General features: G+C 63.8%; 10 protein-coding genes. 9 read left to right on the top strand and 1 reads right to left on the bottom strand.

The annotated features are described in order from the left end of the window. The first annotated feature begins 60 nt into the window (after positions 1-60). A complete protein-coding gene (locus tag E1H16_RS16765; protein ID WP_134325068.1) occupies positions 61-816 on the top strand; it encodes an SDR family NAD(P)-dependent oxidoreductase in 756 nt (251 codons plus the stop codon). An 82-nt stretch (positions 817-898) separates the two neighbouring features. Here E1H16_RS16765 and E1H16_RS16770 read toward each other — a convergent pair whose 3' ends face one another. Then, complete coding sequence (locus E1H16_RS16770) at positions 899-2,164, bottom strand: ABC transporter substrate-binding protein (RefSeq protein ID WP_134325069.1); 1,266 nt, start codon at positions 2,162-2,164, stop codon at positions 899-901. 229 nt (positions 2,165-2,393) lie between these two features. Between E1H16_RS16770 and E1H16_RS16775 the strand changes: the two genes are divergently transcribed. The 8 genes from E1H16_RS16775 (at position 2,394) to E1H16_RS16810 (ending at position 11,645) form a co-directional block, all read left to right on the top strand. Continuing rightward, entirely contained in the window at positions 2,394-3,413 is a 1,020-nt protein-coding gene (locus tag E1H16_RS16775) for a phosphotransferase family protein (protein ID WP_134325070.1), read from the top strand. Between the two features lie 32 nt (positions 3,414-3,445). Beyond that, a complete protein-coding gene (locus tag E1H16_RS16780) occupies positions 3,446-4,741 on the top strand; it encodes an acyl-CoA dehydrogenase family protein (protein ID WP_134325071.1) in 1,296 nt (431 codons plus the stop codon). A 72-nt stretch (positions 4,742-4,813) separates the two neighbouring features. Then, positions 4,814-5,599, top strand: coding sequence for a hypothetical protein (locus E1H16_RS16785; protein ID WP_134325072.1), 786 nt, complete (start codon positions 4,814-4,816; stop codon positions 5,597-5,599). Between the two features lie 110 nt (positions 5,600-5,709). Next, complete coding sequence (locus tag E1H16_RS16790; RefSeq protein WP_134325073.1) at positions 5,710-8,076, top strand: xanthine dehydrogenase family protein molybdopterin-binding subunit; 2,367 nt, start codon at positions 5,710-5,712, stop codon at positions 8,074-8,076. A 170-nt stretch (positions 8,077-8,246) separates the two neighbouring features. Then, complete coding sequence (locus E1H16_RS16795; RefSeq protein ID WP_134325074.1) at positions 8,247-9,188, top strand: ABC transporter ATP-binding protein; 942 nt, start codon at positions 8,247-8,249, stop codon at positions 9,186-9,188. Continuing rightward, a complete protein-coding gene (locus tag E1H16_RS16800; RefSeq protein WP_134325075.1) occupies positions 9,185-9,931 on the top strand; it encodes an ABC transporter permease in 747 nt (248 codons plus the stop codon). Before E1H16_RS16795 ends, E1H16_RS16800 begins: the two co-directional genes overlap by 4 nt. Continuing rightward, positions 9,928-11,037: a sensor histidine kinase gene (locus E1H16_RS16805; protein WP_208379118.1), complete on the top strand. Its 1,110-nt coding sequence runs from the start codon at positions 9,928-9,930 to the stop codon at positions 11,035-11,037. The genes E1H16_RS16800 and E1H16_RS16805 overlap by 4 nt, the downstream gene beginning before the upstream one ends. A 2-nt stretch (positions 11,038-11,039) precedes the next feature. After that, positions 11,040-11,645: a response regulator transcription factor gene (locus E1H16_RS16810; protein WP_134325077.1), complete on the top strand. Its 606-nt coding sequence runs from the start codon at positions 11,040-11,042 to the stop codon at positions 11,643-11,645. The last annotated feature ends 1 nt before the right edge of the window (position 11,646 follow it).

Below are 11,646 nucleotides of genomic sequence, written 5' to 3' on the forward strand. Positions count from 1 at the left end.
TTCAGCACGCTATCCAACGCGTCGTGAGTACCCACTCGGCGCCCAGTTTCGAGGAGTCCGATGAACAACCAGAAGCCCGATCTGACTGGGAAAGTAGCGATCGTGACCGGCGGAAGTCGCGGGCTCGGCCAACAGATGTGCCTGGCATTCGCCGAGGCCGGGGCGGACGTCGTCGTGGCCAGCCGCAAGTTTGAGGCGTGTGAAGCGGTGGCCGCCCAGGTTCGCGAGCGCGGTCGCCGCGCGCTGCCGGTCGCGGCCCACCTTGGCCGGTGGGAAGACGCAAATATGCTCGCCGAGAAGGCTTATGACGAGTTCGGTAAGGTCGACGTGTTGGTGAACAATGCGGGCAAATCGCCGCTGTACCCGAGCCTCGGAGAGATCGATGAGGGGTACATGGACGCCGTACTCGGGCTGAACTTCAAGGTCCCGTTTCGGCTCGCGGTGCTTGTCGGCGAGCGGATGAAGGCCGATCGTGGTGGCAGCATCATCAACATCTCGAGCGTTAACTCGTATAAGCCCGATACCTTCTCCTTGCCCTATTCGGCGGCGAAGGCGGCGCTGAACGTGATGACGCAGGGGTTGGCTGAGGCGTTGGGCCCAAACGTGCGCGTGAACGCGATCGCACCGGGCGGTTTCGAGACCGATATCGCGACGAACTGGCCGGCGGGTGTGCGTGAACGCCTGGAGAGCATCACCAGCCTGAACCGGACGGCGCAACCGAGCGAGATCGTTGGCCCGGCGCTCTTCTTGGCCAGCGACATGTCCAGTTACGTGACCGGCACCTTGTTACGGGCCGACGGCGGCGTCATCGGCTAGATCGCGACTGCGGCGCTATTGCTCTGCGCAGTTCGAAACTGGCGTGAGCAATAGCGCCGCAAGGTCTTGCTAAGTGCGCGGCTTATTCGTACGGCGCCTTGTATTCCTTCGCGTCATCGGAGACGTACAAGTCGCTCACCGCTTGCGTCCCGCCCGGGATGTCTGCGGCCAGTTGCGCGATGTAGACCTCGCGGGTGGTGGGCGCGTTCGGGTTGCTGAAGTCCAGGGTGCCGGACAGGCCGCCGGTATCGAGGTCGTCGACAGTTTTGCGCGCCTCCATCACGCCTTCACGCGTCATATCTCCCGAGTCGCACGCAGCTTCCAAAATTGCGCCCCAGGCCAGCGCGGCGAGGTACCCGACGAAGGCCGTGCTGGATGGCGGGTCCTCGATGTCCATCTCATCCCATGCATCGCGGACCTTCTGCGCCTCGGGCGTATCGGTCATCCACGGCGCCGCCGACGCGGTGAGGTAGTAGTTGTCGGTCAGCGCGTCGACGACTTCCTCGCTGGTAACCAGGGTGGGCGCGTAAGTCGGCCCCCAACCCAGCAGCGGCATATCCATGCCCTGAGCCTTCATCTGTACGCCGATGGAGGAGACCTGCGCAGGCGAGACCATCGCAGCCATGAGCTTGACGCCGTCTGACTTCATCTTCGTCACGGTTGAGGTCATATCGGCGTCGGTGGCCCCGACCTCGGACTCGATGATCGTGATGTCGTGTTGTTCGGCGAAGTACTTGGTGCCCGCGATGCCGTTCTGGCCCGCTTCGTTATTCAGGTAGATGGCACCGATCGTGTCGCCCTCCGACAGCATGCCCTGCTCCATCATCCAGGAGAGGCCGTTGATCATCTCAACGTCGTACGTCGTGGTGGTCGCGAGGATCTGATCGTTGTCCAGGTTGTTCGAGGCCATCGACGGCACGCCGGCCAGCATCTTGTCCTGCGACAACTTTGTCTTGACCGCGGCGAGGGTGGGCGACCCCAGCAGTTGCACCAGGCCGAGGTCATTCGAACGCATCTCTTCGTAAAGCGGTACGGCGTTCTCGGCCTTGTAGCCGTGATCCTTGATGTCGAATTCGATCTGGCGGCCGCAGATGCCACCATTGTCATTGACCTCGTCGGCCCAGATCTGGTGACCGTAGAGCGCGGAGAGGCCACCGGACTTGTATGGACCGCTCGCGTCGTACAGCACACCGAGCGTGATGGTGTCGTCCGTGACGCCGATGTCGGTTTTCAGGCCGCCTTCGCCATCGTCCCCGCTACCGCCCGACTCGGACTTGGTCGAGCAACTCGTGAGCGCGAGGATGACAGCGGCGCCAAGACCAACGAGCGCCGTGGTGGATTTACGCATGTGGCTTCCTTCTGGATGGTCCTACCTGGGATGCCATGCGCTCGTGACTCACGTCATGTGTGAACCAGCGCACATGGATGCCCGATTCTGTATCCACCCAACGTTCGTGTCAATCGGTTAGCGGAGATTCACCGGCGAATCGAGACCTGATCGTTTGACAACGAGCGTTCAGTCGACAAATGTTGAGACCTGACACGTAAGTCAGGTTCGCTTTTCTACGGGAGGGTCGTTGATCGACCGGGAGACCATTCGTCCGCGCCTGCAACGATGGATTACAGAGGTACATGACCCAGCGGCCGAACTAGGGGAGGTCTGGGCACTGCCGGGGCACGCCGGACTGAGCTTCGGGTTCGAAGTACGTCGCGCCGATGATGTCGAGAAGTTGGTGATTCGGCTTGCCCCACCCGGTGTCCGGCGTAAGGGCAACACCGACGTGCTGCGCCAAGTTCCGCTGCTGAAGTCGTTGGACCGTGCTGGCATCCCAGTAGCGGCGGTGCTCTGGAATTCACCGGACGAGTCGTGGTTCGACACGGACGCTTACATCCAGCGGTTCCTCACCGGCGGGCCGTTGGATATGGCAAACGCCCAGGGTGAGAAACTGCCGGAGGCTGACGTTCGCCCCTACCTGGCGAACGCGGCACGCGTGCTCGCCAGCATCCATTCGGTGGATTGGCGTGCGGACCTGGCCGAATGGGAGCCCGTCAAGCTGCCTGAGCAGGACATCGAGTTCTGGCGCACGCTGCAGCCGAAGATGGCCGAGCCGCACATGCCGCCCGCGGCCGATGCGCTGGCCGACGCGTTGCTGGCCAGCAAGCCGAAGGACTACCCGATCGGCGTCTTCCACGGCGATTTCCACACCAATAATGTGCTCTTCGAGGATGATGCCTCGATCAGCGGTGTGGTCGACTGGGAGATCTCCGGTATCGGCTCGCAAACGCTGGATATCGCGTGGTTGTCGATGATGACCGACCTTGCGTGCTGGGCGCCGAACAAGCAGGCGATCATGCGTGTCGTGGTTGATCCGGCGTGGCTGCTGGCTCAATACCAGGAGGCGCTTGGGCGAGAGGTCCGCGATGCAGCCTGGCATAAGGCATACGCGTGCTACCGGTTCGGTGTGATCACCGGGTTCAACCTTTATCTGCATCGCAGTGGCAAGCGCGACGACCCGCACTGGGAGGACGCCGGCGAGTCGACTATTCCGTTGTTCGACCGTGGGCAGCACCTGCTCGCGCACCCCGAGGACTTCTAACCGCCGTACGTCGGCACAAGAAAGGCAACAATATGTGGGATTTCGAAACCGACCCGGAGTATCAGGCGAAGTTGGACTGGGCCGACAACTTTGTCCGCGAAGAGATCGAGCACTTCGATCATGTCTTCCTCACGCCGTACGACAAGTCCGACGAGAAGATGATGGCGGCGATTCGCCCGCTGCAGCAGAAGGTCAAGGAGCAGGGACTGTGGGCCTGCCACCTCGAGCCGGAGTACGGCGGGCAGGGGTACGGGCAGGTGAAGCTCGCCCTGCTGAACGAGATTCTCGGTCGATCGAGCTTCGCGCCCTCGGTGTTCGGCTGCCAGGCTCCCGACTCCGGAAATGCCGAAATCTTGGCGAAGTACGGCAACGAGGCACAGAAGGCGCAGTTCCTGCAGCCGTTGCTGGACGGCGAAATCTCTTCCTGCTACTCGATGACCGAGCCGCTCGCCGGCGCCGATCCGACCCTGTTCACCACCACCGCTGTCCGCGACGGTGATGGCTGGGTGATCAACGGTGAGAAGTGGTTCTCCTCCAGTGCGCGCTATGCCTCGTTCTTCTTGGTGATGGTGAAGACCAACACCGAGATTGAGGCGCACCGCGGTATGTCGATGTTCATCGTGCCCGCCGACGCGCCGGGGATCGAGATCATTCGTAACGTCGCGATGGGTGGCGAACCCGACGAACACGGCGATCACGCCTACATCCGATACAACAACGTCCGGGTGCCGTTCGAGAACCTGCTCGGTGACGAGGGTGCCGGCTTCGAGGTCGCGCAGACTCGGCTCGGTGGCGGTCGTATCCACCACGGCATGCGCACCATCGCCGGGGTTCGAAAGGCGTTCGATCTGATGACCGAGCGTGCTGTGTCGCGCACGATGCGCACCGGACGCTTGGCTGATATGCAGGCAACCCAGGAGAAGATCGCCGACTCCTGGATCCAGATCGAACAGTTCCGCCTGCTGCTGTTGCGTACGGCTTGGCTGATCGACAAGCACCAGGACTACCGCAAGGTGCGCAAGGACATCGCCGCCGTCAAGGTCGTCATGCCGACCGTTTTCCACGATGTCGTGCAGCGAGCGATGCAACTACACGGCGCCCTGGGCATCTCCAACGAAATGCCGTTCAGCAGGATGATGGTCACCGCGCAGGTCATGGCGATCGCCGACGGGCCGACCGAGGTGCACAAGTGGACCGTCGCCAAGCAGTTGCTTCGGGACGTCGAGCCAGGGGAGCCGCGCTTCGGTTCCGGTCACTTGCCGACGCTGCGTGAGGCCGCCCGCAAGAAACTTGGCGTATCGATCGAACTCGAGGCGGGCGCTCTCTAGCGCACGAATCACTCACCGACGCAAGGCCCGCCGCTGATGCGGCGGGCCTTGCGTTCGTCCTAGACTCCACGCATGATCAGCCGCCAACTCTCCGCGTTCAACACGGCAACCGCGTCCGCGAACAAGATCCACGACGACGAGACCGCGCGAAAGTTCGGCTTCACCGGCGGGCTCGTCCCCGGCGTTGAGGTGCATGGTTACCTTTCCTGGGGCCCTGTCAGTGTCTGGGGCGAACGATGGCTTGCCGGTGGCGTGATGTCCTCGCGGTACAACACCCCGACGTACGACGGCGCCCTAGTCACCGTCGGCTTCGATGAGCAGAGCGGACAGGGGAGTGTCGCCACGGGCGACCACATTGATGCGGTCGCGACCTGCACCATGCCGGCGACGCAGCCGGCCGCACCGCCCGGATCGGATTACCAGCACCGGCCGCTACCGGACGAACGCCCGGTAGCAAATGAACATTCGCTGCGCACCGGCGTACACCTCGGCAGCGTGGACGTGGGCTTCCCGGATGAGAAGGCGCGGACGTATTTGGCCGACGTCCGCGAGACGCTGCCGATCTACACCGACCTCGGTGTGGCGCACCCCGGGTGGGTGCTGGGTCTGGCCAACGCATTGCTGACGCAGAACGTCGTGCTGGGTCCCTGGATTCACGTGGGCAGTACCGTGCACAACTTCGCGATGATCCACCAAGGGCAATTCATCAGTACCCGCGGAAAGGTCGCCGCCCAGTACGAGAAGAGCGGTCATCGATTCGTCGAGTTGGACGTCGCTGTGCTCGCTGATGACACTATCGCCGCGCAGATCCACCACGTGGCGATCTATGAACCACGTCAGGTCCGCGAGGCTCACTAGGTGAGGTCGGACCAACTCGGGATCCGTTACCCCACAAGAAATTCGCGCGACACGTAACCAACGTGACCAATGGCCTGGACCACAGCCCATGCGCGCCATAGGGTACTGACATGGCTGGTTCGATTCTTGGTACTGAGGTACGTCGCCTGGAGGATCCTGAAATCCTGCTGGGCAAGGGCATCTACGTCGGAGACATAAAACCCGAAGGCGTCGCGTACGCCGCATTCGCGCGATCGACGCTCGCGCACGGGAACATCCTGTCGATCGACACGAGCGAAGCGGAAGGCATGCCTGGCGTGCTGAAGGTGTACACCGCGGAGAATCTGGGGGTCGAGCCGTTCGAGCCGACCATGCAGGTTGCTCCAGTTGCGGCACGCCCACCGCTGGCGACCGGCAAGGTTCGCTTCGCCGGGGAGGCGGTCGCAGCAGTGATCGCGCAGACCCCGGGGCAAGCGCTTGACGCCGCGGAGACGATTTTCGCGGATATCGATCCGCTGCCGTCGGTGACCGATATGGAGAAGACGACCGCGGCCGACGCCCCGGTGATTCTCGAGGCGCTCGGCAAGAACGTGCTGACCGGCACCCGCGATCCCAGCGAGGTCCTCGACGATGCCGACATCGTCGTGAAAGCTCGACTGTCCAACCAGCGCGTCGCCGCGACCCCGATGGAGGGGCAAGGCATTCTCGTCGTGCCGCCGCGCGACGGTGAGCCGCTGACTATTCACGCGAGCTCGCAGGGTGCGCACTGGGTGAAGGGACAGGTGCAGCGCGCGTTCGGGTTCTCCGATGAGGAGATCCGGGTGCTCACCCCGCAGGTGGGCGGCGCATTCGGCGCGAAGTTCAGCATGCCGCACGAAGGCGCGATCGCCATCAAGGGTGCGATGGACCTCGACCGCCCGGTGCAATGGATCGAGACTCGCTCGGAGAACTTCTCCGGCATGCCGCACGGCCGCGCGCAGGTGCAGTGGGTCGAGATGGGCTTCAAGAAGGACGGCACCGTGACCGGGTTGCGCTGTCACGTCATCGGTGACGGTGGCGCGTACGCTGGCTTCGGTGGCGGCCTGTACGGCTCGACCAAGATGATGGCGCAGGGCGTGTACGAGATTCCGAAGATCGCGTTCTCGTCGGCGTTCGTGCTGACGAACACCACGCAGACCGGCGCCTTCCGTGGCGCGGGACGGCCCGAGGCCACCGCACTGCTCGAGCGGCTGATGGATATGGGTGCGGCCGAGTTGGGTATCGACCCGGTCGAGATCCGCCGTAAGAACCTCATTCCTGCTTTCGATACGCCGATGACGACCATCGTTGGTGCGCCGTACGACAGCGGCGACTACGCCAAGCCGATCGATGCGGCGCTAGAGGCCGGCGGATACCAACAGTTGCGTGCCGAGCAGGCCGCTCGCCGTGAACGCGGCGACCGGGTTCAGCTGGGCATCGGCGTGAGCGCGTACGTCGAGGTCACTGCCGGGCTCGGTCCGTCCGAGTGGAGCAGTGTCGTGATCGAGGATGACGGCAGCGCGACGATGCGGGTGGGAACCGGTGCGAGTGGCCAGGGCCACCGCACGGCGTTCGCGATGCTGCTGTCTGATCACCTGGGCATTCCGATGGAAGACATCCGTCTCGTGCACAACGACACGGCGGAGGTGCCCAGTGGATTCGGCACCGGCGGTTCGCGCTCGCTCCAGGTCGGTGGAAACGCCCTGCGTAACTCTGCCGATCACGTGCTGACCCGTGCGAAGCAGCTGGCTGCCGAGAAGTTCGAGGCCAACGTTGATGACATCGTCGTCGCTGATGCCGGCGGCCTGGGTGTTGCAGGCGTGCCCGGCCAGTCGATCAGTTGGACTGAGTTGGCTGGGTTGGCCAAGGAGAACGGCGGCGAGCCGCTGCAGTACGCCGGAATCTGGGACGGACCGGGCCCGTCCTTCCCGTTCGGGGCGCATCTGTCGGTGGTCGAGGTCGACCTGGACACCGGCTACGTCACTCCGCGTAAGCACATCGCGGTGGACGACTGCGGCCGGATCCTGAACCCGATGCTGGTGCGTGGCCAGCAGCACGGTGGTATCGCCCAGGGCTTGGCTCAATCGCTGTTCGAAGAGGTGCTGTACGACGAGGACGGCAACCTGGTCACTGCGGCCTTGGCTGACTACGGCATGCCATCGGCAGCCGACCTGTGCGACTTCGAGGCGTTGAACACCGAAACGGATGCCCCGGGCAACCCGATCGGGGCCAAGGGCATCGGTGAGTCAGGCACGATTGGTTCGACTCCGGCCGTGCACTCGGCCGTGATCGACGCTGTCTCGCACCTTGGCATCCGGCATATCGACATGCCGTGCACACCGGAGAAGGTGTGGCGCGCCGTACGCGATGCGGAAAACGGCGTGATCCACGATCCGTGGACTGACATCCCGGCGTTCTTCGCGGATCTGCCTGAGCAGGTCGCAACGGCGCCTGGCGGCGACGCCGGAGTCCAGGCCTAATCAGTAACAGCGTGTGCGCCCCGCTTCCGTCACGACGGAAGCGGGGCGCAGCCGTGTGGTGCCCGCCGCTCGCCCGGCCCGCTCTTCACGGGTATTCATGACAGGTGTCATGGGCAATACGTGACGTTCGAGGACGCGACGGAGTATTTGCTCCCGGCACGATCAACGCTATGACCTCAACGCAACAACCGTTAGCGATCGACCTCGTCGACGTGACAAAGTCATTCCAGATCGGCACCCAGCCCGTGCACGCCGTACGCGGTGTCAACCTGCAGATTCGCCCCGGCGAAATCGTGGCATTCCTCGGCCCGAACGGCGCCGGGAAAACCACCACGCTCGATATGGTGCTCGGACTGACTACGCCCACATCGGGGACTGCGCGTGTCCTGGGACTTGCGCCACGCGCCGCGATCGACGCCGGTCGAGTTTCTGCCGTACTGCAAACCGGCGGCCTACTGTCGGACATCACCGTGCGCGAGAGCGTGCAGATGATCGCCTCCACCTACCGCGATCACACGGGCGTCGAACAGGTGATCCAGCGCGCCGGACTGCGCGACATCGCGAGTCGTCGCGTGTCGAAATGCTCCGGAGGCGAGCAGCAGCGACTGCGTTTCGCGTTGGCGCTACTGCCGGACCCGGACTTGTTGATCCTGGACGAACCGACCGCGGGGATGGACGTGAACGCGCGGCACGACTTCTGGGACACGATGCGCCAGGACGCCGATGCGGGTCGAACCGTCGTCTTCGCGACGCACTACCTGGAGGAAGCCGATGACTTCGCTGACCGCATTGTGCTGATCGCCTCCGGGCGCATCGTCGCCGATGGATCGACCGATGAGATCCGCGCTCGCGCCGGCGGACGTACCGTCTCGGCGACATTCAACGAGACAGACATCGCGCTGATCCATCAGCAGTTGACCGCGAGCGCAGACGTATCGGACGTTGCTTGGCGCGGCCCACGGGCGATTATCCAGACCGCTGACAGCGACGAACTAGCGCGCAAAATCCTTGGGCCGATGGGCGGACGAGATCTGGAGATCGTCACCGCCAACCTCGACAACGCCTTCAAGGCACTGACCGCGGACGTCACCAGTGAGCAGGTATCAGCATGAACACGACCTTCGTCGGAATCGAGCTCAAACGCATCCTCCGTAACGGTGCCGGGCTGTTCTTCATCGCTGGGCTCCCGGCGGTGATGTACGTCGTCTTCGGCGCAGCCCAGTCCTACAAGGACGAAACTGTCGGCAGCGGCAACGTCGCCATGTACATCATGATCTCGATGGCGGCGTACGGCGCAGTCACCGCGACCACCAATATCGGCGGGACAGCGGCGGTGGAACGCATGCTCGGCTGGGGCCGGCAACTCGGACTCACGCCGCTACGCGACAGTGGCTACATCGCCATGAAGGCAATCACCGCCATTGCGATCGCGATCATTCCGGTCGCATTGATCTATGTCATTGGTGGGTTAACCGGGGCGAAAGGCGACGCCTCGAGTTGGGTCGTCAGCGCGATTTTGGTGATCGTCGCATCCGCGATATTCGCGCTGTTCGGATTGGCGATCGGCGCCGGATTCCGTTCCGAGACTGCGGTGAGCGCCGCCGGGGGAACTATCGTCGTCCTCGCGTTCCTGGGTAACGTGTTCATTCCGCTCAGCGGAGTCATGCTGGATATCGGCCGGTTCACGCCGCTGTACGGCGTGGTCGCGCTCGCCCGCTACCCGCTGACGGAAGGACGGCTGACCACGGACGAGGCCGACTCGCTGGGGCTCATCTTGGCTAATGTGGGCGTATGGACGGTGATCTTCGCGATCGCAGCGGTGCTGCTGGTGCGCAAGGGCCGCCAACGCCAGTGACAGAGTCCGCGCAGGGGAGTAGGCCGCGGCACGCTGAGGACCGCGAGCACGAACGTAGGCAACTCGGCTGGCTGCTGGGCTCCGTATGGGTGCTGTTCCTCGTCTACCCGCTGTTGTCATCGCTGACGGCCGACGTCAGTTGGGGGTTGCGGATCCTGGCCGCCGTCCTGACCGTGGGCTTTGGTGCGTTCTACGTACGCACGATGTGGTGGATGGAAGGCGACGCACTGCCGCCTACGGGACGTGCAGCGCTTCGCCTGCTCGCACTGGTGCTCGTCGTGCTCGCAACCTCGGCGATCATCGGAATCGAGGCGCTCGGATTCAGCCCGTTCATTGTTTCCTACGCCGTATTCGCGTTCTCTCGCGCGCTGAGCGTCGCCGTATTCGCGCTCGTGCTGGCCGCGACGATCATCATTCCGGTCGCGGCCCGCGAGTTCGATCAATGGTGGTTCATGACGATGATCGTCGTCCTCGTCGGAGTGACCACCGGTGCGGTGCGCATCATTACCGAACGCGCCGCCGTCGGTGAACTAGCCAAAGAACAGCTCGCGGTGGTGGCCGAACGCGAGCGGGTCGCGCGCGACGTACACGATGTACTCGGCCACAGCCTCACCGTGGTGATCGTGAAGGCAGAGCTGGCCGAGCGTCTGGTGCGGATCGATCCCGAGCGGGCCGAGCGGGAACTGAGCGAGATCACCTCACTCAGTCGCGAGGCGCTCGCGGAGGTACGCGCAACAGTCGGAGGTCTGCGCGTCGCGCGATTGGGCGATGAACTCGACACCGCCCGGCACGCGCTGACGACGGCAGGGATCGAGGCGGATATCCCCGATACGCCCGATGCTGTCGACCCGCGATACCGCATCATCTTCGCGTGGGTACTGCGTGAAGCAATCACGAACGTCGTACGGCACTCGCGCGCCAGCAGCTGCACGGTTGAGTTGACCGAACGTCGGATTCGGGTGATCGATGACGGCACCGGCCGCCATACGGCCAACGAAGGTAACGGATTGCGTGGCATCCGAGAACGGGTCGAGGCCGCTGCGGGACGCTTCAGCATCCTGCCGGCGAGCACCGGAGCAGGGATCGAACTCAAGGTGGAGATGTAGCGATGGTGCGAGTTCTATTGGCCGACGACCAAGCGCTGGTCCGTGGCGCGCTCGCGGCGCTGCTATCGATGGAACGCGATATTGAGGTGGTGGCCGAAGTCGGCCGCGGCGATGAGGTCGTCGATGCTGCATTGGCGAAGAGCGTAGAAGTGTGCTTGCTCGACATCGAGATGCCGGGCATGGACGGAATCGCAGTGGCTGAAGCGATGCGCACCCACATGCCGACATGCCGAACGTTGATGGTGACGACATTCGGACGTCCCGGATATGTTCGCCGCGCGCTCGCCGCCGGCGCCGCGGGGTTCATTGTGAAGGACACACCAGCGGCCGAACTGGCCGAAGCGGTGCGGCGGGTGCATGCGGGCCTACGGGTTGTTGACCCAACCCTGGCGACCGATACGTTGCTTGAGGGACATTCGCCGCTGACCGACCGCGAGCGTGAAGTGCTCGCGGTCGCGCTGCACGGGGGGACGGTGGCGCGGATCGCCGCTCAGGTGCATTTATCGGCCGGCACCGTACGCAATCACCTGTCCTCGGCGATCGGCAAGACAAATACGTCGACCCGTGCCGAGGCGGCACGGGTCGCGCAGGAAAACGGTTGGTTGTGAG

The sequence above is a fragment of the Cumulibacter soli genome (assembly GCF_004382795.1).
Lineage (GTDB): Bacteria > Actinomycetota > Actinomycetes > Mycobacteriales > Antricoccaceae > Cumulibacter > Cumulibacter soli.

Excerpts from the sequence above, each read along its gene's own strand:
- E1H16_RS16765 (WP_134325068.1), top strand. The coding sequence starts at position 61 with ATGAACAACCAGAAGCCCGATCTGACTGGGAAAGTAGCGATCGTGACC.
- E1H16_RS16770 (WP_134325069.1), bottom strand. The coding sequence starts at position 2,164 with ATGCGTAAATCCACCACGGCGCTCGTTGGTCTTGGCGCCGCTGTCATC.
- E1H16_RS16780 (WP_134325071.1), top strand. The coding sequence starts at position 3,446 with ATGTGGGATTTCGAAACCGACCCGGAGTATCAGGCGAAGTTGGACTGG.
- E1H16_RS16785 (WP_134325072.1), top strand. The coding sequence starts at position 4,814 with ATGATCAGCCGCCAACTCTCCGCGTTCAACACGGCAACCGCGTCCGCG.
- E1H16_RS16790 (WP_134325073.1), top strand. The coding sequence starts at position 5,710 with ATGGCTGGTTCGATTCTTGGTACTGAGGTACGTCGCCTGGAGGATCCT.
- E1H16_RS16795 (WP_134325074.1), top strand. The coding sequence starts at position 8,247 with ATGACCTCAACGCAACAACCGTTAGCGATCGACCTCGTCGACGTGACA.
- E1H16_RS16800 (WP_134325075.1), top strand. The coding sequence starts at position 9,185 with ATGAACACGACCTTCGTCGGAATCGAGCTCAAACGCATCCTCCGTAAC.
- E1H16_RS16810 (WP_134325077.1), top strand. The coding sequence starts at position 11,040 with ATGGTGCGAGTTCTATTGGCCGACGACCAAGCGCTGGTCCGTGGCGCG.